This is a genomic window from Methylobacterium segetis (genome assembly GCF_004348265.1).
GTDB lineage: Bacteria > Pseudomonadota > Alphaproteobacteria > Rhizobiales > Beijerinckiaceae > Methylobacterium > Methylobacterium segetis.
On sequence record NZ_SMNT01000055.1, the window covers coordinates 1 to 19,656 of the forward strand.

At 71.4% G+C, this 19,656-nt stretch carries 20 protein-coding genes and 1 pseudogene; 10 read left to right on the forward strand and 11 right to left on the reverse strand.

Annotated elements, in window-relative coordinates; translation table 11 throughout:
* From E1J50_RS15030 to E1J50_RS15040, 3 genes are all read right to left on the reverse strand, one after another.
* On the reverse strand, positions 1-3,136 hold a 3,136-nt coding region (locus E1J50_RS15030), incomplete at its 3' end, for a helicase-related protein (RefSeq protein ID WP_132254650.1).
* Positions 3,137-3,211: 75 nt separating this feature from the next.
* Entirely contained in the window at positions 3,212-3,556 is a 345-nt protein-coding gene (locus E1J50_RS15035; RefSeq protein ID WP_132254651.1) for a hypothetical protein, read from the reverse strand.
* Positions 3,557-3,567: 11 nt separating this feature from the next.
* The gene (locus E1J50_RS15040) at positions 3,568-4,467 is read right to left on the reverse strand and encodes a DUF3108 domain-containing protein (protein WP_132254652.1); all 900 of its coding nucleotides are present in this window, start codon (positions 4,465-4,467) and stop codon (positions 3,568-3,570) included.
* A gap of 296 nt (positions 4,468-4,763) precedes the next feature.
* Here E1J50_RS15040 and rpmB point away from each other — a divergent pair, with 296 nt between their 5' ends.
* From rpmB to E1J50_RS15055, 3 genes are all read left to right on the forward strand, one after another.
* Complete coding sequence (rpmB, locus tag E1J50_RS15045; RefSeq protein ID WP_132254653.1) at positions 4,764-5,069, forward strand: 50S ribosomal protein L28; 306 nt, start codon at positions 4,764-4,766, stop codon at positions 5,067-5,069.
* 358 nt (positions 5,070-5,427) lie between these two features.
* Positions 5,428-5,901, forward strand: coding sequence for a nuclear transport factor 2 family protein (locus E1J50_RS15050; protein ID WP_132254654.1), 474 nt, complete (start codon positions 5,428-5,430; stop codon positions 5,899-5,901).
* Positions 5,902-5,921: 20 nt separating this feature from the next.
* Positions 5,922-6,485, forward strand: a complete 564-nt coding sequence (locus E1J50_RS15055; RefSeq protein WP_132254655.1) for a TetR/AcrR family transcriptional regulator — start codon at positions 5,922-5,924, stop codon at positions 6,483-6,485.
* Here E1J50_RS15055 and cobT read toward each other — a convergent pair.
* The 4 genes from cobT to E1J50_RS15075 form a co-directional block, all read right to left on the reverse strand.
* Positions 6,482-8,389: a cobaltochelatase subunit CobT gene (cobT, locus tag E1J50_RS15060; RefSeq protein WP_132254656.1), complete on the reverse strand. Its 1,908-nt coding sequence runs from the start codon at positions 8,387-8,389 to the stop codon at positions 6,482-6,484. The two genes, E1J50_RS15055 and cobT, sit on opposite strands and share 4 nt — an antisense overlap.
* Before the next feature lie 4 nt (positions 8,390-8,393).
* Positions 8,394-8,891, reverse strand: a complete 498-nt coding sequence (locus E1J50_RS15065; protein WP_245516591.1) for a DUF29 domain-containing protein — start codon at positions 8,889-8,891, stop codon at positions 8,394-8,396.
* A gap of 18 nt (positions 8,892-8,909) precedes the next feature.
* Complete coding sequence (gene cobS / locus E1J50_RS15070; protein WP_132254658.1) at positions 8,910-9,893, reverse strand: cobaltochelatase subunit CobS; 984 nt, start codon at positions 9,891-9,893, stop codon at positions 8,910-8,912.
* 245 nt (positions 9,894-10,138) lie between these two features.
* Entirely contained in the window at positions 10,139-10,756 is a 618-nt protein-coding gene (locus E1J50_RS15075) for a DnaJ domain-containing protein (protein WP_132254659.1), read from the reverse strand.
* A 123-nt stretch (positions 10,757-10,879) separates the two neighbouring features.
* On the opposite strand from E1J50_RS15075, the gene E1J50_RS15080 reads away from it, so the two are divergent.
* Together E1J50_RS15080 and arfB are read left to right on the forward strand one after the other, a co-directional pair.
* Complete coding sequence (locus E1J50_RS15080) at positions 10,880-11,164, forward strand: BolA family protein (protein ID WP_132254660.1); 285 nt, start codon at positions 10,880-10,882, stop codon at positions 11,162-11,164.
* 26 nt (positions 11,165-11,190) lie between these two features.
* Positions 11,191-11,622: an alternative ribosome rescue aminoacyl-tRNA hydrolase ArfB gene (arfB, locus tag E1J50_RS15085; protein WP_132254661.1), complete on the forward strand. Its 432-nt coding sequence runs from the start codon at positions 11,191-11,193 to the stop codon at positions 11,620-11,622.
* 33 nt (positions 11,623-11,655) lie between these two features.
* Here the strand turns inward: arfB and E1J50_RS15090 are convergent, their stop codons facing one another.
* A complete protein-coding gene (locus E1J50_RS15090) occupies positions 11,656-12,411 on the reverse strand; it encodes a YoaK family protein (RefSeq protein ID WP_132254662.1) in 756 nt (251 codons plus the stop codon).
* 108 nt (positions 12,412-12,519) lie between these two features.
* Entirely contained in the window at positions 12,520-13,467 is a 948-nt protein-coding gene (locus tag E1J50_RS15095) for a class I SAM-dependent DNA methyltransferase (RefSeq protein ID WP_132254663.1), read from the reverse strand.
* A gap of 44 nt (positions 13,468-13,511) precedes the next feature.
* On the opposite strand from E1J50_RS15095, the gene E1J50_RS15100 reads away from it, so the two are divergent.
* Genes E1J50_RS15100 through E1J50_RS15110 form a run of 3 tightly spaced genes read left to right on the forward strand, consistent with a single transcriptional unit; the run spans position 13,512 to position 16,827 of the window.
* Positions 13,512-14,555: a ligase-associated DNA damage response exonuclease gene (locus E1J50_RS15100; RefSeq protein WP_132254664.1), complete on the forward strand. Its 1,044-nt coding sequence runs from the start codon at positions 13,512-13,514 to the stop codon at positions 14,553-14,555.
* Positions 14,552-16,315 (forward strand): cisplatin damage response ATP-dependent DNA ligase, encoded by a 1,764-nt coding sequence (locus E1J50_RS15105; protein WP_132254665.1) that lies wholly within the window; start codon positions 14,552-14,554, stop codon positions 16,313-16,315. Before E1J50_RS15100 ends, E1J50_RS15105 begins: the two co-directional genes overlap by 4 nt.
* Positions 16,312-16,827, forward strand: a complete 516-nt coding sequence (locus E1J50_RS15110) for a YjbQ family protein (protein ID WP_132254666.1) — start codon at positions 16,312-16,314, stop codon at positions 16,825-16,827. The genes E1J50_RS15105 and E1J50_RS15110 overlap by 4 nt, the downstream gene beginning before the upstream one ends.
* Before the next feature lie 123 nt (positions 16,828-16,950).
* Here E1J50_RS15110 and E1J50_RS15115 read toward each other — a convergent pair whose 3' ends face one another.
* Positions 16,951-17,610, reverse strand: coding sequence for an SDR family oxidoreductase (locus tag E1J50_RS15115; protein WP_132254667.1), 660 nt, complete (start codon positions 17,608-17,610; stop codon positions 16,951-16,953).
* A 91-nt stretch (positions 17,611-17,701) separates the two neighbouring features.
* On the opposite strand from E1J50_RS15115, the gene E1J50_RS15120 reads away from it, so the two are divergent.
* Both E1J50_RS15120 and E1J50_RS15125 read left to right on the forward strand, forming a co-directional pair.
* Positions 17,702-18,664 carry a LysR family transcriptional regulator gene (locus E1J50_RS15120; protein WP_132254668.1) on the forward strand — a complete coding sequence of 321 codons (963 nt, stop codon included), beginning with the start codon at positions 17,702-17,704 and terminating at the stop codon, positions 18,662-18,664.
* A pseudogene (locus E1J50_RS15125) lies at positions 18,652-18,837 on the forward strand (YjbQ family protein); the annotation flags it as partial. The gene E1J50_RS15120 and the pseudogene E1J50_RS15125, both read left to right, overlap by 13 nt.
* Before the next feature lie 54 nt (positions 18,838-18,891).
* On the opposite strand, the gene arsH reads toward E1J50_RS15125, so the two are convergent.
* The gene (gene arsH, locus E1J50_RS15130; protein ID WP_132254669.1) at positions 18,892-19,644 is read right to left on the reverse strand and encodes an arsenical resistance protein ArsH; all 753 of its coding nucleotides are present in this window, start codon (positions 19,642-19,644) and stop codon (positions 18,892-18,894) included.
* Between the last annotated feature and the right edge of the window lie 12 nt (positions 19,645-19,656).

Here is a 19,656-nt window from a genome sequence, read left to right on the forward strand (position 1 = left end):
CGGCTCCCTGCGCGCGCTGGCGGTCCGGCCCGCGCCCGCCCTCGCGGCGGGCCTCGCCCTCCGGTCGCCCGGTCCCTTGAGCGCCCTCGCGCCCGCGGCCCTGCTGGCCGCGCGGCCGGTTCGGGCGCTGGTGGGCGGGCCGCTGATGACGGTGCAGGTGCCAGACCTCGATCGGGGCGGCCTCGGCCGCCTCGGCGGCCGAAATCTCGGCGGCCGGAGTCTCGGCGGTCGGAGGCTCGGCGGCTGCCGCCTCGGTCTCGGAGGATGCCACCTCGGTCTCAGCCGAGGCAGCCTCGGAAGGCGCCGCGTCGGCCGTCTCGGCGGAGGGCGCCGTCTCGGTGCCCTCGGCGGGCTCGCCCTCGCTCTCCGGCTCGGCCGCAGCCGATTCCGCGGGGGCCTCGGCCTCCGCCGCGGGCGTTTCCTCGCCAGCCGCCGGGACCGGCTGATCCTCGGAAACGGCCGGAGCCTCCGCGGGCTCCACCGCGTCCGGAGCCTCCTGCGTCGTCTCGGCCGCATCCTGGCTCGCGACGGTCTCGTCTTCCGCTGCGGCGTCCGCCATCGCTTCGGCGCTCGGGGCGTCGCCTGTCGCCTCGGCGGTCTCGGAGGGCTGCGCGACCGTCGGGCGGACCGGCTCGGTCGAGGCGGCGGGCAGGAGCGGCACGGTGATGGCGGGTCCCGGCCGGCTCTCGGCGACGTAGCCGAGCGATTTCAGGATCGAGGCGAAATCCTCGCCCGAGCATCCGACGAGGGAGGTCATGCCGACGGTGCCGACGAAGCCGTCCCCGTCCGCGCTGCCGGCCGGCGGCTCGCCCGGCGTGGTGCCCGGCCGGTAGGCGATGGCGGGGCGGATCAGGTCGGCGAGCCGCTCCAGGATGTCGACGCGCACGGCGCGCTCGCCGCAGACGCGGAAGCCCGCCGCCCGGTAGAGACCCTTGGCGATCTCGGGGTTCACCTTGATCGAGGTGCGGCCGGAACCGGCCAGATGCGCGATCTCGTCGAGGCCGGGCTGCTCGAGGCCGCCGTTGCGCAGGGCCCAGAGCTGCGCCGCCAGCGTGCGGGGCGCGGGCTTCAGGAGGGCCGGCAGGAAGATGTGGTAGGCGCCGAAGCGCACGCCGTGGCGGCGGAGCGTCGCGCGGCCGTCCTGGTCGAGGCTGCGCATCTCGTGCGTCACCTTCGAGCGCTCCAGGACGCCGAGGGCCTCGACCACCTGGTAGCCGATGCCCTTGGCGAGGCCGACCAGGTCGGCGGCGGTCTCGATCTCCATGAGCGGCCCGAGGAGGCGCACCACATGGGCCTTGATCCACGCATTGAGCCGGGCCTCGACCTTGTCGCGGGCCGGGCCCGCGAGCTGCTCGTCCGCGATCAGGCGCAGGCGCGGCTCGAACAGCTTGTCGCCGGGCACGAGCTTGGCGACGGGATCGCCCGTCCAGCGGATCACGCCCTCGTGGCTGAGGACGAGGGACGAATCGGCGGCCGCCGCGAAGCGCTCGGCCCGCGCCTCGATCTCGCCGCCGAGGGCCTTCTCCGCGGCGCTGCGCAGGGTCTTGGCCTCGTGTCCCTCGGCGCCCGGGTCCGGCACGAACTGGAAGCCGTGGAGATGGCCGACATGCTGTCCCTCGACGGTCACGTCCCCGCCGGGAGAAATTTGGGCTTCCAACATCGTATTCTCTCTCAGGCGCCGCATCAGGACGCTGGTGCGCCTGTCGACGAAGCGGCTCGCGAGGCGCTCGTGCAGGGCGTCGGACAGCCTGTCCTCTACCCGACGCGTCTCGCCCTGCCAATGTTCCGGGTCGACGAGCCAGTCGGGTCTGTTCGCCACGAAGGTCCAGGTCCGCCCTTGCGCGATCCGCTGGGACAGCGCGTCGATGTCCCCGTCGGTCCGGTCGATCATGGCGACGTGGCGGGCGAACCAGTCGTTCGGGATGCGCCCCGCCATGCCCCGCATCAGGAAGCGGTAGAGCTGCGCCACGAGGTCGGCGTGGGTCTGCGGGTGGACCTTCCGGTAATCGGGAACGCCGCAGACGTCCCAGAGGCGCTGCACGGATTTCGTGCCGGTCGCCATGTCGCGGATGTCGTCCTCGCGCATCAGGATCTCGAGCGCCTGCTGGTCCTCGCCCATCGGCGCGCGCGTCAGCCCGTTCTCGCGCGGGTGCTCGTCGAGGGTCTCGCGCAGGGAATCGAGGCTGTGGAAGCTGAGGTCGGGGTTGCGCCATTGCAGCATCCGAACGGGCTCGAAGCTGTGGCTCTCGATCGCCTCGATCATCTCCGCGTCGAAGGCCGGGCAGCGCCCCGTCGAGCCGAAGGTGCCGTCCGAGAGGTGGCGCCCGGCGCGCCCCGCGATCTGCCCCATCTCGGCGGGGGTCAGCTTGCGGAAGCGGGTGCCGTCGTATTTCCAGTTGGCGGCGAACGCCACGTGGTCGACGTCGAGGTTGAGCCCCATCCCGACCGCGTCGGTGGCCACGAGATAATCGACGTCGCCCGACTGGTAGAGCTCGACCTGCGCGTTGCGCGTGCGGGGCGAGAGCGCGCCCAGCACCACCGCCGCTCCGCCGCGCTGGCGCCGGATCAGCTCGGCGATGGCGTAGACCTCCTCGGCCGAGAAGGCGACGATCGCGGTGCGACGGGGCAGGCGCGAGAGCTTCTTCTCGCCCGCGAAGCTGAGCTGCGACAGGCGGGGGCGCGTCGTCGTGCGCACGCCCGGGATCAGGGATTCGACCAGGGGCTGGATGGTGGCGGAGCCGATCAGCAGCGTCTCCTCGCGCCCCCGCTGGTAGAGCAGGCGGTCGGTGAAGACGTGGCCGCGATCCATGTCGGCGGCGAGCTGGATCTCGTCGATCGCCACGAAGGCGACGTCGAGGTCGCGCGGCATCGCCTCGATGGTGGATATCCAGTAGCGCGGGCGGTCCGGCTTGATCTTCTCCTCGCCGGTGACGAGGGCGACCTTCTCGGGACCGACCCGGGCGACGACCCGCAGGTAGACCTCGCGGGCGAGCAGCCGCAGCGGCAGGCCGATCATGCCGGTCGGGTGCGCGAGCATCCGCTCGATCGCCAGATGGGTCTTGCCGGTATTGGTCGGCCCGAGCACCGCCGTGACGCCGCGCGCGCGGGCCTGCGGAGGAAGGGAGCGGCGATTCATCAGGGCGGGGCGGTCCTGCGGCGGGTCGGCCGGTGGTGCGCCGTGGGCGTCGGGAAGAAGGTGCGGAGTGGCCGCTCAATGGCCCCGGTGGCGGAGGGCGGGCGGGCGCGCCCCGCGCGGAGGCAGACCCTCATATGGGGCCGCACCCTCCGATCCGCCACTCCCCTCGGCACCCGTCTGGCCGTTTCCCGAGAGGCCCGGCAGACCGTAGATCTCGACGTTCACGGACGGCCGCGGGCCCTGGAGATCCGCGCAGAGCGTGTCCGGCGTCGCGGTGAGCGGGCCGCGGCGCGGCGGGCGCCCCTCGGTCACCTGCGCGGTGGAATAGGCGTTCCCGCCGCAGGACGAGCCCGCCTCGAGCGGCGCGGCCGAGGCGGGCAGCGCCAGCAGCGCCGCCAGCAGGCCGAGGGCGGCACGCATGGGCGGGCGCCTTACGGCTGCGCGTCGAGGCTCGCGACGGCGGCCGTCTCGGCCGGTGCCGCGGCGGTGGCGGAGCGCGTCCAGCGCGTCGCCTCGATGATGTTGGTCCCGATCGTGGTGCGCACCGAGATCCGCATCGGCAGCAGGACCCGCGTTCCCTCCACGGGCGCGAGCCAGACCGACATGTCGCGGTTCTCCTCCATGAAGCGCACGCCCGGGCGGTCGGGCCGGTGGCCCGCGATCGCCTGGTAGCGGGCGTTGCAGACGAGGACGGGACCCGAATAGCCCGGCTTCTCGACCGCGCGGGTCTCGGCGTAGCTCAGCACCACGTTGAAGCGGGTGGCGCCGTCGAAGACCGGCAGGGTCCGGTTGCAATTCTCGGGGTCGGTGAGGTCGCCCTGCGCGCGGGCCGGCATCAGCAGGGCGCTCGCCGGGTCCATCACGCCGCGCTTGTTGGCGGCGGTGACGGGCACCCGGTCGCCCATGTCGACGAGGGGCGGCGTCACCTCGGACTGGGTGACGTTGCCGCGCGCCAGCGCCATGCGCACCGCGATCCCGGAATTCGAGGTGCGGGTCGAGATCGCGAAGGCGTTCGGCTGCGGGCCCGGGCCGATGAGCCCGCTGGACCGGGCCGAGCCCATGCCGCCGGTGATGGCGCCGACGAGGCCGGTCAGCGTCGCCGACACGTCCATGCGGTAGCGCTGACCCTCGATGGCGCCGGAGAGATGCGCGGTGCCGATCGGGATGCCGGCGAGGTTGACGCCGTAATCGACGGCCACGGTGGCGGGCGCGGATCTCGGCGCGCGGGGGCGGGCCTCGGCGGGCGCGAGCCCGACGGCGGCGAGAAGGCAGAGGGCGGCGGCCGCGCGCGGGCAGGCCGAGGTCACCGGAATGGAGGGCGTGGCGAACATGGTCCGGACTCAGAATCCCCAACGCTCGGGCCGCGCGGGCTTGACCCTCGGCACGACGCAAGCGTTATCCCTCCCGCATGGTTAACAGAGCGTTGGGCCGCCGCCCATGCCGGGAAGGGCACACCGGGCGCGGCTTTCGCCTTGACGGCGCGCGGCCCCATCGCCTATAGGCTCGCGCCTTCAACAGGACTCCGCTGGACCTGGAATCACGCTTGGGCGCGGCCCGCGGCGAGCGCCGCGCCGGTTGTCACGGTCCGAGTTCTGACCGCCCACGGAACGATACGGGATTGTAAGCTATGTCGCGCCGCTGCGAACTCACGGGTAAGGCCGTGCAGGTCGGCCACCTCGTGAGCCACTCGAACCGCAAGACCAAGTGCCGGTTCCTGCCGAACCTGTGCAACGTCACCCTCACCTCCGACGCGCTCAACCGCCGCGTCCGCCTGCGCGTCACCGCGCACGCCCTGCGCTCGGTGGAGCACCGCGGCGGCCTCGACGGGTTCCTCGTGAAGGCCCGCGAGATCGAGCTGTCCCAGACGGCCCGTCTCCTGAAGCGCGAGATCGAGAAGAAGCTCGCCGAGACCGAGACGCAGGCCGCCGCCTGAGCCCGCGCCGGCCTCCGGCCGGCAGCAGGACCGCCAGTTCTCCGAAGGCCGCCGCACGCGGACCCGTGCGGCGGCCTTCTGCCGTTCGGACGCCTCGACGCCCCACTTCTCCCGTCCGGGAGAGGTAGAGTCGGCGCGAGCCGACCGGGTGAGGGGTTCGCCGTTTCCGGATACGCCGAACCCTCACCCTGTCCCCCCCCTCGCGAACGGGAGAGGGAACCCGGTCCGATCAATCATCGCGCCCGCAGGGACCCGCACCGAGCCGGATCCCTCGCCGGATCAACATTGACGCCGCGGCCTCGCCATTTTACCGATCGGTACACACTGATCCGATCGGTCAAAACTGGACGAGGCCACGATGTCCGAGACGCGCCCCCCGCTGCCGCCCTTCACCCTGGACAGCGCCATCCAGAAGGTCCGCGCCGCCGAGGACGGCTGGAACGGGCGCAGCCCGGAGAAGGTCTCGCTCGCCTACACGGCCGACAGCCGCTGGCGGAACCGCTCGGAGATCTTCCAGGGCCGTCCGGCGATCGTCGCGTTCCTCACCCGCAAGTGGGAGCGGGAGCACGAGTACCGGTTGATCAAGGAGATCTGGGCCCATAGCGGGAACCGCATCGCGGTGCGCTTCGCCTACGAGTTCCACGACGCGGCCGGCGACTGGTTCCGGGCCTACGGCAACGAGAACTGGGAATTCGACGGCAACGGGCTGATGCGGGTGCGCCACGCCAGCATCAACGACCTCGCGATCCGCGATGCCGAGCGCAAGTTCCACTGGGACCGCTCCGGCCCGCGCCCGGACGACCATCCGGGCCTGACCGATCTCGGCCTCTGAGGCCGCGCGGAGGGTCGATCGTGACCCGCACCGTCAACGAGCGCGCCGATGCCGTCGCCGCGCTCGCCGAGATCTTCCGCGAATTCGGCTACGAGGGCGCGAGCCTGTCGCGCATCGGGGCCCGCACGGGCCTGGGCAAGGGCAGCCTCTACCACTTCTTCCCTGGGGGTAAGGAGGAGATGGCGGCGGCCGTGCTCGCGGAGATCGACGGCTGGTTCGAGCGGGCGGTCTTCGCGCCCCTGCGGGAGGATCCGGATCCGGCCGCCGCGATCCGCCGGATGTTTCGCGAGACGGACGCCTATTTCCGCTCCGGCCGCCGGGTCTGCCTCGTCGGCGCCTTCGCGCTCGGCGACGTGCGCGACCGTTTCGCCGCCCGCATCGCCACCTACTTCGCCGGCTGGCGCGACGCCCTGGCGGACGCGCTGCGCCGGACGGGCCGGGATGAGGGAGCCGCGGCGGCGGAGGCCGAGCACGTCGTCTCGGCCATCCAGGGCGCCCTCGTCCTGGCCCGGGCGGTGGACGACCCGGACGTGTTCGTGCGGGCGCTCGCCCGCCTCGAAGGAGGACTCGGTCTGGCCGCCTAGCGGCGCCCGCCCGCGGCCCGGATCGGCGCGCGCACGGGGGCCGGCGCGCCGTCCTCCTCGAACAGCTCGGCGAGCTTCTCCGTCATGGCGCCGCCGAGTTCCTCGGCGTCGATGATGGTGACGGCGCGGCGATAGTAGCGCGTGACATCGTGGCCGATGCCGATGGCGAGGAGTTCGACCGGCGAGCGGGTCTCGATCTCCTCGATCATCCAGCGCAGGTGGCGCTCGAGGTAGTTGCCGGCATTGACCGAGAGCGTCGAATCGTCGACCGGGGCGCCGTCCGAGATCACCATCAGGATCTTGCGCTGCTCGGGCCGGCCCAGCAGGCGCTTGTGCGCCCAGTCGAGCGCCTCGCCGTCGATGTTCTCCTTGAGCAGCCCCTCGCGCATCATCAGCCCGAGGTTCTTGCGCGCCCGCCGCCAGGGGGCGTCGGCCGACTTGTAGACGATGTGGCGCAGGTCGTTGAGGCGCCCCGGCGAGGTCGGCTTGCCGGCCGCGAGCCACGCCTCGCGCGACTGGCCGCCCTTCCAGGCGCGGGTGGTGAAGCCGAGGATCTCGACCTTCACGCCGCAGCGCTCCAGCGTCCGCGCCAGGATGTCGGCGCAGGTCGCGGCCACCGTGATCGGGCGCCCGCGCATCGAGCCCGAATTGTCGAGCAGCAGCGTGACGACGGTGTCGCGGAAATTCGTGTCCTTCTCCTGCTTGAAGGAGAGGGGCTGGAACGGGTCGATCACGACGCGCACGAGGCGGGCCGGGTCGAGCTGGCCCTCTTCCAGGTCGAAGTCCCAGGCGCGGTTCTGCTTGGCCAGGAGCCGCCGCTGCAGGCGGTTGGCGAGGCGCCCGACGACGCCCTGGAGATGGGCGAGCTGCTTGTCGAGATAGGTGCGCAGGCGGGCGAGTTCGTCCGCGTCGCAGAGATCCTCGGCGTGGATGATCTCGTCGAAGCGCGGGTTGAACACCTTGTACTCGGGTCCGCGCGGCTCGTTCGCCCGCTGGCTCGGCGGCCGGGAGGATTCGGAGGCCTCCTCCGACTCGGCATCCTCCGCTTCCTCCGGCAACTCGCCGGACGGCGCGTCGGCGGATTCGGTGGCGCCCTCCTCGATGTCGTCGGAGGCTTCCTCCGTCGATTCGATCTCGGCGCGGTCGCCCTGGCTCTGCTCCTCGGCCTCGCCCTCCTGCGGGCTCTGCTCCTCGTCCTGGGCCTCGTTCTCGTCCTCGCTCTCCTCGTCCTCCGGGTCGAAGGGGGTCTCGTCCGCCATGTCGAGGGAGGAGAGGAGGTCGCGCACGGAGCGGGCGAAGGCGCGCTGGTTCTCCAGCGAGCCGAGCAGGCCGTCGAGGTTCCGGCCGGCCTTGTCCTCGATGTGCTCGCGCCAGAGATCGACGATCTTGCGGGCGGCGGGCGGGGGCGCCTGCCCCGTCAGGCGCTCGCGCACCATCAGGGCGACGGCGTCCTCCATCGGCGCGTCGGCCCGGTCGGTGATCTGCTCGTACTTGCCGCCGCGGTGATAGCGGTCCTCCAGCATCGCGGTGATGTTGCTGGCGACACCCGCCATCCGGCGCGAGCCGATCGCCTCGACGCGGGCCTGCTCCACGGCGTCGTAGACGGCGCGCGCCGGGGCGTTCTCGGGCGCGAGGCGCCGGTGGACGGCGGAATCGTGGCAGCCGAGGCGGAGCGCCATCGCGTCCGCGTTGCCGCGCAGGACCGCCACGTCCGCGGCCGAGAGCTTGCGCGGTGGCTCGGGCAGGCGCGCCTTGTCGCCGGTGAGCGCGGGCCTGTCCGTGGCATAGGTCACCTCCACCTCGGAGCGCCGCGCGATGGCGCGCAGGCATCCGGCGACGGAGCGCTTCAGGGGTTCGGCGACGGGTTCGCGGCGCTCGCCGGGCTTGCGGTTCGAGATGGACACGCTGCTACTGCTTCACCGAATCGAGGTCGAAGGGGCGGTCGAGGATGTCGTCCCAGGAATAGGGACATTCTGGCGGGAACTCGTCGGGCGAGAGGTTGCACTCGTCGGCGGCCCAATCCCGCGACACCGGGTAGATCTCGTCGCGCATGACATCTCGGTGCAGCTTGAGGCCGGGATTTTTGCGCAGGATCTTCGCGTAGCGCCGACGCTGTTCGTGGATCGAGTAGATCCAGCTCGGCGTGCGCTTCTCGGGCTGCTGATCCCACTTCAGCATGTGCATCAGGAGAACGCGCAGCGCACTCTCGAGCTGGCTGTATTGCGCGTTCCCCACGTCGCTCAGCTCCTCGGCGATGTTGTCGAGGTCGAGCGCCTCCACACGGCCGGAGCGGAGCAGGGAGACCTGCTCCTGCACCCAGGTAAAGAGGTCGTCCTCGTGGCGCGTGCGGTCCGATGCGGGCGCGGTGCCCGCGGACTCGAGGTCGGTCGGAACCGGATGCGCCACGGGCTCCTCCATGCCGCCTCAGCTGAGCGCGACGTTGACGGCGCTCTCCGGCAGCTCCTTGCCGAAGGCGCGCTGGTAGAACTCGGCGACGAGGGGCCGCTCCAGCTCGTCGCACTTGTTGAGGAAGGTGACCCGGAAGGCGAAGCCGATGTCGCGGAAGATGTCTGCGTTCTCCGCCCAGGTGATCACCGTGCGCGGGCTCATCACGGTCGAGAGGTCGCCGTTCATGAAGGCGTTGCGGGTCAGGTCCGCCACGCGCACCATGCGGTTGACCGTGTCCCGGCCCTGCTCGCCCTTGTAGTGGACGGCCTTGGAGAGGACGATGTCCACCTCGCGGTCGTGGGGCAGGTAGTTCAGGGTCGTGACGATCGACCAGCGGTCCATCTGGCCCTGGTTGATCTGCTGCGTGCCGTGATAGAGGCCGGACGTGTCGCCGAGGCCGACCGTGTTGGCCGTCGCGAACAGGCGGAAGGCGGGGTGGGGGCGGATCACCCGCTTCTGGTCGAGGAGCGTCAGGCGTCCCGACAGTTCCAGCACGCGCTGGATCACGAACATCACGTCGGGCCGGCCGGCATCGTACTCGTCGAAGACGAGGGCGACGTTGTTCTGCAGCGCCCAGGGCAGGATGCCGTCCTGGAAGGCGGTGACCTGCTTGCCGTCCTGCAGGACGATCGCGTCCTTGCCGACGAGGTCGATGCGCGAGACGTGGCTGTCGAGGTTGATCCGGACGCAGGGCCAGTTCAGCCGGGCCGCGACCTGCTCGATATGGGTCGACTTGCCGGTGCCGTGATAGCCCGTGATCATCACGCGGCGGTTGCGGGCGAACCCCGCCAGGATCGCCAGCGTCGTCTCCCGGTCGAAGATGTAGTCCGGGTCGAGATCGGGCACGTGCTCGTCGGTCTCGGAGAAGGCCGGCACCTTGAGGTCGATGTCGATGCCGAAGACCTCGCGCACGGAAACGGTCCGGTCGGGCAGCGAGGCGGGCGTGTCGTCAGAAAGCATACGGGACCTCGTCGGGGCGGGCGCCGGCGGGGAAGCGCGGAACCTCGCGGATGTCTCACGGCTCGGGCCCGCCGGACTCACTCGCGGCAGACGGGCCTCCGGCCTTCCTTAATCATCGGCGCCGCGCGGCGCCACTGGGCTTGCGAGCCCCGCATATAGGGTCCCGCGGGCCGTTTGGCGCCTACCCCGCACGCAGGGCAGGGCCGAGGGCGGGTCCGGCGCGTGCATCCTTCGTGCCGGACGCCTCAGCAGAGCCCGGCCGCGCGGAGCGTGTCGTGGGCCCGGATGATGTCGCGCAGGCGCTCCTCGAAGGAGCGGTCGCCGCCATTGGCGTCCGGGTGGAAGCGCTTCACGAGCACCTTGTACTGGGCCTTGATGGCGGCCGCGTCCGCGGCCTCGTCGAGGCCCAGCACGTCGAGGGCCTTGCGCACGGCGCCCGAATGGCGCGGGCGCTGCGGCTCCTTCGCGCGCCGCGCGGTCTCGCCGACGCCCTCAGCCCTCAGGATGCCCAGCGGATCGACATAGGCCCAGTCCCGCGGCGGCTCGCCCTTGCGCTTGGTGCCCTCGGCCGCGCCGTTCGCGCCCATGGCCCAGGTCGGCCGGTGCCCGATGATCGCGTCCTTCTGGTAGGCCTGGACGGCGGCGTCGTTCATCCCGTCGAAGTAATTGTAGGCGGCGTTGTAGGCGCGCACGTGATCCATGCAGAAGCGCCAGTACTGTCCCTCGGCCTTGCGGCCCTTGGGCGCCCGGTAGAGGCCCGGATGGGTGCAGCCCGGGGTCTCGCAGGCAGGCTCGGCCGTCTTCGGCTCGTCGCAGGACGGCTTGATGCGGATGCTGTCGAACAGGCGCGAGTTGAGATCCATGACGGTGCGATTATGAGGGGGCGGACCGGAGACACAAGGGTGGCGGGCCTGATGACGCATGCGATCATCGGGGGTTGACGCGCCGCCCGGGAAACCGAGTCACCTCCGGAGCGGGAGAGACGGATGGCTGAGGGCGGCACGCTGAAGGATTGGATCGCGCAGACGCTCGACGCTGCGCTCGCGCCGACGCATCTCGACGTGACCGACGAGTCCCACCTCCATGCCGGCCACGCGGGCTGGCGCGAATCGGGCGAGACCCATTTCCGCCTCGACGTGGTCTCGGCGGCGTTCGAGGGGAAGAGCCGGGTGGAGCGCCACCGGCTCGTCAACGGATTGCTGGACGGCGCATTCAAGCGCGGTCTGCACGCGCTCGCGGTGCGGGCGCGCACGCCCGGCGAAGCGGCCTAGCCGGACGCGAATCTCATGATCGAGAGATGGTGATCGTGGCCCTGCAATGCACCCCCCACATCGCCATCGACGAGGCGGATCTGGAGGAGAGCTTCGTGCGCGCCTCCGGCCCCGGCGGGCAGAACGTCAACAAGCTCTCGACCGCGGTGCAACTGCGCTTCGACGTGCGCCGCTCGGCCGCGCTGCCCGACGCGGTCGCCGTGCGCCTGATGCGGCTCGCCGGGCGCCGCCTCACGGCCGAGGGCGTCCTCGTCATCACGGCGCAGCGCTTCCGCACGCAGGAGCGCAACCGGGCCGATGCCCGCGAGCGCCTCGCCGCGATGGTGGCGGAGGCCGCGGTGCCGCCGACGCCGCGCCGGGCGACGCGGCCGACGCTGGCCTCGAAGAAGCGGCGCCTCGAATCGAAGGCGCGCCGCGGCGCCGTGAAGAGCCTGCGGCGCAGCGGCCCGGAGGAGTGATCCCCCCGTCGCCGACCGGTCCGGGGAGGAGCCTCAGGCCCGCGTGATCACATGGAGCGGCTCGGCGCTCGGCGCCGCGTCGGGCGCGGGGGAATTGCCGGCGATGAGGTGGCTGCCGGGCTTGGCCAGCGCCACGACGATCGCGATCACGGCGAGCACGGCGGCGAGCGCGGCCGGGACCAGGAAGGCGCTCTCGCCGTAGCGGATCTGCAGGGCGCCCCCGATCACGGCGCCTGTGCTCAGCGCCCCCCAGAGCGGGGCCTGGATCCAGAAGGACGGGTTCGGCTTGTGCAGGATCAGGTTCGCCAGCCCCGTGCCGAAGCGGACCACGGCGCCCGTGACGTAGGTCAGCGCGATGCTGTTGCCATTGGCGTCCTGCAGGGTCGCGTTCTGGAGCCCCAGCGCCATCACGATCGGGTAGGCGTGGATCGGGTAGGAGAAGGTGCCCCAGGGGCTCACGAGCCCGATCGCGAGGAGGGCCGCCTCGATCGTGAGCAGCACCGGCAGGCGCCAGGGCCCGACCCCGGCCGCGATCAGCGTGCCGACGAAGGCGCCGAAGCAGAAGACCAGGATCGTGGTGCAGACGCGGGCCGTGTTCTCCCAGTCGAAGGTCGAGACCGAGACGCCGAACCGGGTCGTGTTGCCCGACATGAACGACATGAACAGCTGCGAGTATTCGAGGAAGCCGATCGAGTCCGCGCAGCCCGCGAGGCCGGCCAGCGCGAGGGCCAGGGGAACCCGGGTCTTGGCGCTCGCGGGAAACGACTTGTCCACGGTCTTCTCTGCCATCGAGTCCCTCGCGCTGCCGCCTGCCCGGAGCCTGCGCCCCGGACAGCTAGGCCGCTAAACCGGCGAGGGCGCGCGAGGTTGCGGCAATGCAGCGAAATCCGGCCGTTCTCACGCAACCGTGTCCCCGCACTGCAGCACGACGAGGCGGCCCGGAACATCCCGCCCGTTCTGGCGGCGGATCGCCGCGTCCTCGACGAGGCGCGTCGTCAGCCCCGCCGCGCTGGCCGCCTCCAGCACCTCGGCATCCGCGTGGGCGTAGCGCCCGTCCGCGCCGATCGCGACGCCCGCGCCCCCGTGGGACTGCACCGTGAACGCGCAGAGCCCGGACGGGGCGAGGACGCGCGCGATCGCGCCGAGCACCGGCCGGAGGTCGCCCAGGTAGATGAAGACGTCGGCGGCGACGACGAGGTCGACGGATCCCGCCTCCGCCTCGGCGAGGCAACCGGTCAGGTCGCCCGCGATCAGGCGGTGGTAGAGGCCGCGCCGCTCGGCCCGGGCCAGCATCTCCGGCGAGAGGTCGACGCCGACGAGGTGCTCGAAGCGGCCGGCCAGCGCCGCGCCCATCAGCCCCGTCCCGCAGCCGAGGTCGAGCACGCGCGCGAAACGCCGCTCCGGCCCCGCGATCCGTGCGAGGGCCTCGCGCAGCATCTCGGGCCCGCGATAGCCGAGCTCGCCCACGAGATGGCGCTCGAAGCGCGCGGCGTAGCCGTCGAACAGCGCCCGCACATAGGCCGGCGAGATCGCGGCGAGCCGGTCGCCGATGCCGAGCTGCGCGAGGCGCAGGCGGCTGCCGAGCCGGTCCTCCGGATCGAGGTCGAGGGCGGCCGCGTAGGCGCGCAGCGCCCCCTGCAGAGCGGCGTCCCCGCCGCCCTCGCGGTGCAGCGCCTCCCGCGCCCGGCCGAGCAGCAGCCAGGCCGGCGCGTAGCGCGGCGCGAGGTCGAGGGCCTGCTCGGCCATCTCGGCCGCGCCCGCGGCGTCGCCCTCCGCGAGGCAGGCCTCGGCATAGGCGTAGCGGCGGTCGGCGAGGAGGTCGCCGGAGGAGGTCTGATGCGTCATGCGTGGTGAGCGTGGCGGGTCCGGCGCCCTATATAGCCGGCCCCATGCCGTTACGCGCCAGCGATCTCCTCACCCTCACCCGCGAAGGGCTCTACTGCCCGCTCGGCCGCTTCCACGTCGATCCGACCTGGCCGGTTCCGCGCGCGCTGATCACCCACGGCCATGCCGACCATGCCCGCTCCGGCCACGGCAGCGTGCTGGCGACGCCGGAGACCCTGCGAATCATGGCCGTGCGCTACGGCGAGGATTTCTGCACCACGCGGCAGGAGGCGCGCCTCGGCGAGGCGATCCGGGTCGGCGACGTGACCGTGCGCTTCGCCCCGGCCGGCCACGTCCTCGGCTCCGCGCAGATCGCGATCGAAGCCGAGGGCGTGCGGGTCGTGGTCTCGGGCGATTACAAGCGGGCCCGCGACCCGACCTGCCTGCCCTTCGAGCCCGTGCCCTGCGACGTCTTCATCACCGAGGCGACCTTCGGTCTCCCCGTCTTCCGGATGCCGGATACGGGCGAGGAGGTCGCCAAGCTCCTCGCATCCGTGGCCCTGGTCCCGGAGCGCGCCCACATCGTCGGCGCCTACGCGCTGGGCAAGGCGCAGCGCGTCATGGCCCTCCTGCGGGAGGCGGGCTACGACCGGCCGATCTACCTGCACGGCGCGATGGAGAAGCTGACCGAGCTCTACAAGCGCGAGGGGCTCGCTCTCGGCGAGACGCCGAAGGTGGTGGCGGCCGAGCGGGGCCAGCTCCACGGCGCCATCGTGCTCTGCCCGCCTTCCGCGATCCAGGATCTCTGGTCGCGCAAGTTCCCTGATCCGGTCACGTCCTTCGCCTCGGGCTGGATGCGGGTGCGCGCCCGCGCCCGCCAGAAGGGCGTCGAGCTGCCACTCGTGATCTCGGACCATTCGGACTGGCCGGACCTCTGCCGCACGATCCGCGAGACCGGCGCCGAGGAGGTCTGGGTCACGCACGGGCAGGAGGACGCCCTCGTCCACTGGTGCGGGCTGCAGGGAATCCGGGCGAAGCCCCTGCACCTCATCGGCTACGGCGACGACGACACCGAGGCCCCGCCCGAGCCCGCGGAGACGGCCGCGTGAACGACTTCGCCCATCTCCTCGACCGCCTCGCCTACGAGCCGCGCCGCAACGCGAAGCTGCGCCTCCTGCAGGATTACTTCGCCCGCACGCCGGACCCGGAGCGCGGCTACGCGCTCGCCGCCATGACCGGGGGGCTGACCTTCCGCGAGGCGAAGCCCGCCCTCATCCGGGGACTCGTGGAGGAGCGGGTCGACCCGACCCTGTTCCGCCTCTCGCATAATTACGTCGGGGATCTCGCCGAGACGGCCTCGCTGATCTGGCCGGGGCCGGAGGATCCGGCGGGACCGGGCGCGGCTCACCTCTCCCCGACGGGAGAGGGGGGCCCCAGTGAGCCCGGCCCCGGCCACAACAACCCGCCGCCGCACGTGCCCACCCTCGCCGAGGTGGTCGAGACCCTGGCCGAGACCCGCAAGGCCGACCTGCCGCGCCACCTCGCCACCTGGCTCGACGCCCTCGACGAGACGGGGCGCTGGGCGCTCCTGAAGCTCGTCACCGGCAACCTGCGCGTCGGCGTCTCGGCGCGGCTCGCCAAGACGGCGGTCGGGGCGCTCGGCGGCCACGAGGCCGACGCGGTCGAGGAGGTCTGGCACGGGCTGGAGCCCCCCTACGCCACCCTGTTCGCTTGGGTCGAGGGGCGGGGCGAGCGGCCCGAGACCCTGAACCCGGCCCCGTTCCGGCCGCCCATGCTCTCGCACCCGATCGAGGAGGAGAGCGATTTCGACAAGCTGGAGCCCGAGGCCTTCTCGGGCGAGTGGAAGTGGGACGGCATCCGCGTCCAGCTCGTCGGCGGCCGCGACCGGGCGGGAGCCCAGGTCGCCCGCATCTATTCCCGCACCGGCGAGGACATCTCGGGCGCCTTCCCCGATCTCGCCGAGGCGGTCACCTTCACGGGCGCCCTCGACGGCGAGTTGCTGATCCTGCGCGAGGGCCGGGTGCAGAGCTTCAACGTCCTGCAGCAGCGCCTCAACCGCAAGGCGGTGACGGGCAAGCTCCTCGACGAGTTCCCGGCCCATGTGCGGGCCTACGACCTCCTCACGGCCGAGGGCGAGGATCTGCGCCCGCTGCCCTTCGCCGAGCGCCGCGCCCGGCTCGAAGCCTTCGTGGCGCGGCTCGACCACGCCCGCATCGACATCTCGCCCCTCGTCCCCTTCGCGACCTGGGAGGATCTCGCCGCCGCCCGCGCCGACCCGGCCTCGGTGGGGGCGGGCGAGGATGCCGACGCCATCGAGGGCGTGATGCTGAAGCGCCTCAACAGCGCCTACCTGCCCGGCCGGCCGAAGGGGCCCTGGTGGAAGTGGAAGCGCGAGCCCCACCTCGTCGACGCGGTGATGATGTACGCCCAGCGCGGCCACGGGAAGCGCTCGTCCTTCTACTCCGACTACACGTTCGGCGTCTGGCGGGAGGGGCCGGAGGGCGGGCCGGAGCTGGTCCCGGTGGGCAAGGCCTATCACGGCTTCACCGACGCCGAGCTCGCCAAGCTCGACCGCTACGTCCGCAACCACACGACGAAGCGCTTCGGCCCCGTGCGCGAGGTGGAGTACGGCCCGGACCGGGGCCTCGTCCTCGAGATCGCCTTCGAGGGGGTGCAGCGCTCGACGCGGCACAAATCCGGGGTCGCCATGCGGTTCCCCCGGGTCAGCCGCATCCGCTGGGACAAGCCGGCCGCCGAGGCCGACCGGATCGAGCTTCTGGAGCGCATCCTGGCCCGGGGCGAGCGCGAGATCGCGCCGGGCGCCACGCTCATCGGGGAGGACACATGAGGCCGGGCCGGATCGGAGGCATCGCGGATTTTTCCGTCGGCGAGGTCCGGCGGCAGGCGGGCGCCCGGCTCACCATCGCGACGCCGGGCCAGGGCTTCACGGATGTCACCGGCGCGGTCGCCGAGTTCCTCGCCCGCAGCGGCGTGGCGGAAGGGCTCGTCGCCGTGTTCTGCCGGCATACCTCGGCCTCCCTGACGATCCAGGAGAACGCCGATCCCGACGTCCAGGCGGACCTGATGACCGCCCTCGACGGTCTCGCCCCGCGCCATTCCGGCTACGTTCACGGCGCCGAGGGGCGGGACGCATTACAAAGCCGGTCACGCTACATCCACACGGCCGAAGGCCCCGACGATATGCCCGCCCACATCCGCACGATGCTTACGGATTCAAGCCTGTCGATTCCGGTGATCGGCGGGCGACTGGCTTTAGGCACGTGGCAGGGAATTTACCTGATCGAGCACCGGGACAGGCCGCATCGACGCGAGATCGTGCTGCGCGTGATGGGGACATAATAGCGGTCCGGCATGGCATCGGTTTGACTGGCTCGAATCTGACGGAGAACGGCCCCGTGTCAGCGAGGCCGTTTGCGTGGCGAGGAGCGATGGGATGCACCTCTGGGGCCGCCTGCGAGCCAGTCAGCCCTTGGGAGTATAGACGACCTCGACCTCCCACGAGCCGGCAGGCTGGCTGTGGAACTGCCAAAACTGCTCGCCAACCGCCTTGGCGTCCTCAGAGCCCGCGTTCACGAAGCCGGCGACCGTCACGGTCGCGACGTGGATCCCCTTCTCCCTGAAGCTCTCGAACAGGCCCTGGGCCAGGGCGCGAATGCCGGCCTTGCCGATGCTGAGCGAGAGATAGTCGGGATGTGGCTGCACGCCGAAGCCGCCGCCCGTCAGGAGGATCGAGCCGGAGCGGCGCTCAGCCATCTTCGGCGCGACGGACTGCGCGGCGGCCATCGCGCCCCCGATATTGACGGCGAGGTCGCTGTTGAATGTGTCGCGCGGTTGATCGGCGAGGCTCGCCTGCCGCATGGTCGCGGCGTTGTAGTGCAGCACGTCGATGCCGCCGAAGTCGCTCTCAACACCCTGGACCAAGCTGTTCACGCTCGACGCGTCGCCAGCGTCCACGGTGCGTACCTCAACGGTGTGGCTCTTCGCCTTCAGGTGGTCGGCCAGGTCCTGCGTCTTGGCTGCATTCCGGGCGCTCAGGACCACCCGGAATCCCTCACGGGCGAACCGCTCGGCCGTCTCCAGGCCCATGCCGGGACCAGCGCCGATGCTGAGGAAGGTCTTCATCGTTCATCTCCTCGACGTTTCGATGGCTCTCATGTACGCCCTGCGAGATGCTGGATTAATCCGGCGCATCCGCATTTCACTCGTGTGAACGATGCAGGAATTACTGGAGCCGGGCGGGTTGGAGGAACTGGCCGCTCTTGTGGCCGTGGCCGATACCGGGAGTTTCACAGAGGCTGCCAAAAAGCTCGGTCGGGACGCATCGGTGGTGTCGCGCCGCGTGAGCCAGCTTGAGCAGCGCTTGGGTGTCCGTCTGCTATCGCGCACGACACGGCGCGTCGCCCTGACGGAGGTCGGCGCGATCTACTGCCGCCGAGTTCAGGCACTCCTCGATGAACTGGCGAGCGCCAGCCAGGAAGCCAGCGACTTCGCGGCAAGCCCGCAGGGCTTGGTGAGGGTATCGCTGCCTCTGACCTTCGGGCGGCAGTGGATCGCGCCGCTGCTGCCGTCCTTCCTCGCTCGACACCCCCAGATTCGCATCGATGCACGATTCACCGACCGCTTCGTTGATGTCGTTGCGGAAGGGTTCGATGTCGCGATCCGGGTGGGTGCCCGAGGTCTCCGGGATAGTGCGCTCACCGCACGCAGGCTGGCCGCTTACCGGAACCTGCTCGTCGCCGCTCCGAGCTACCTCGCGGCCCACGGTACGCCGCAGACACCGGCCGACCTCCCGAATCACGCGTGCCTCGGTTTCTCGGGCCACGCTGCGTGGCCGGACTGGCCGCTGGTGAAGGATGGGACACGCAGGACGATACGTCCCGCCTGCTCGCTCATTGCCGACCATTCCGAGGTGCCGCTGATGGCGGCAATCGACGGCGCTGGCATCACGCTCACAGCCCATTGGCTGGCCGGTCCGGCAATCCGCGCCGGCAAGCTAGTCGAGGTGCTACCGGGCTGGGGCGGGAAGGAGGATGGCGGCGTCTACGCGATCCTGCCGCCCGGCCATCTCGTGCCGACGAAGACGCGTGTCTTCGTTGAAGAGGTCACTAAAGCCATCAAGGCTGGGTGGAGCCATGAGCCGGGGATCGGCAGGAATCAAATCGTGTCCGCGACATAGAGGGGCCGGACGACATGCCCGCCCATATCCGCACGATGGTGACGGACGCGGCGCTGACGATCCCCGTCCGGGCCGGGCGCCTCGCGCTCGGCACCTGGCAGGGGATCTACCTGATCGAGCACCGCGACCGGCCGCACCGGCGCGAGATCGCCCTCCATGTGGTCGGGTCGTGATCGGGTCGTGACCGGGCGCCCGGCTCTCGGGGATCGGCGCGGCTTCGGGGAGCGTCAGCGGCCCGAGGTCGAGAGACCGAGATCGGCGCCGATCCTGTCCCAATCTTTCGGGGCGCGCTCCTTGCGCTCGCTGTAGCGGTCCACGAGGTAGTCGGCCCGCTCGCGGGTGAGCAGCGTGAACTTCATCAGCTCCTCGCACACGTCCACCACGCGGTCGTAGAGGGGGCCCGGCTTCATCCGCCCCGCTTCGTCGAATTCCTGGAACGCCATCGGCACCGAGGACTGGTTCGGGATGGTGATCATCCGCATCCAGCGCCCGAGCACCCGGAGGGCGTTCACCGCGTTGAAGCTCTGCGAGCCGCCCGAGACCTGCATCACCGCGAGCGTCCGCCCCTGCGTCGGCCTCACGCTTCCCTCGCTCAGCGGCAGCCAGTCGATCTGGCTCTTCATGACGCCGGTCAGGTTGCCGTGGCGCTCGGGGCTGACCCACACCTGGCCTTCCGACCAGATCGAGAGGTTGCGCAACTCCTGCACCTTGGGGTGGTCGGCCGTTGCGTCGTCCGGCAGCGGGAGCCCGTGGGCGTCGTAGATCCGGATCTCGCCGCCCATCCGCTCCAGCAGGCGGGCCGCCTCGTGGGCCAGGAAGCGGCTGAACGAGCGCTCGCGCAGGGAGCCGTAGAGGATCAGGAAGCGCGGGGCATGGGTGGCCGTCTCGCGGGGCTTCAGGTGCTCGGGCCTCGGCACCGCGAAGACCGGCTCCGCGAGGTTCGGGATCCCATCGGTGAAGAGCGGCTTCGGCTTGTCCACAGGCTCGCCGTC

Bases quoted from the DNA above. Each gene is read 5' to 3' on its own strand.
- E1J50_RS15040 (WP_132254652.1), bottom strand. From the start codon at position 4,467: ATGTTCGCCACGCCCTCCATTCCGGTGACCTCGGCCTGCCCGCGCGCG.
- rpmB (WP_132254653.1), top strand. From the start codon at position 4,764: ATGTCGCGCCGCTGCGAACTCACGGGTAAGGCCGTGCAGGTCGGCCAC.
- E1J50_RS15080 (WP_132254660.1), top strand. From the start codon at position 10,880: ATGGCTGAGGGCGGCACGCTGAAGGATTGGATCGCGCAGACGCTCGAC.
- E1J50_RS15100 (WP_132254664.1), top strand. From the start codon at position 13,512: ATGCCGTTACGCGCCAGCGATCTCCTCACCCTCACCCGCGAAGGGCTC.
- E1J50_RS15115 (WP_132254667.1), bottom strand. From the start codon at position 17,610: ATGAAGACCTTCCTCAGCATCGGCGCTGGTCCCGGCATGGGCCTGGAG.
- E1J50_RS15120 (WP_132254668.1), top strand. From the start codon at position 17,702: ATGCAGGAATTACTGGAGCCGGGCGGGTTGGAGGAACTGGCCGCTCTT.
- E1J50_RS15050 (WP_132254654.1), top strand. From the start codon at position 5,428: ATGTCCGAGACGCGCCCCCCGCTGCCGCCCTTCACCCTGGACAGCGCC.
- E1J50_RS15035 (WP_132254651.1), bottom strand. From the start codon at position 3,556: ATGCGTGCCGCCCTCGGCCTGCTGGCGGCGCTGCTGGCGCTGCCCGCC.
- E1J50_RS15110 (WP_132254666.1), top strand. From the start codon at position 16,312: ATGAGGCCGGGCCGGATCGGAGGCATCGCGGATTTTTCCGTCGGCGAG.
- E1J50_RS15090 (WP_132254662.1), bottom strand. From the start codon at position 12,411: ATGGCAGAGAAGACCGTGGACAAGTCGTTTCCCGCGAGCGCCAAGACC.
- arfB (WP_132254661.1), top strand. From the start codon at position 11,191: ATGGTGATCGTGGCCCTGCAATGCACCCCCCACATCGCCATCGACGAG.
- cobS (WP_132254658.1), bottom strand. From the start codon at position 9,893: ATGCTTTCTGACGACACGCCCGCCTCGCTGCCCGACCGGACCGTTTCC.
- E1J50_RS15075 (WP_132254659.1), bottom strand. From the start codon at position 10,756: ATGGATCTCAACTCGCGCCTGTTCGACAGCATCCGCATCAAGCCGTCC.
- E1J50_RS15095 (WP_132254663.1), bottom strand. From the start codon at position 13,467: ATGACGCATCAGACCTCCTCCGGCGACCTCCTCGCCGACCGCCGCTAC.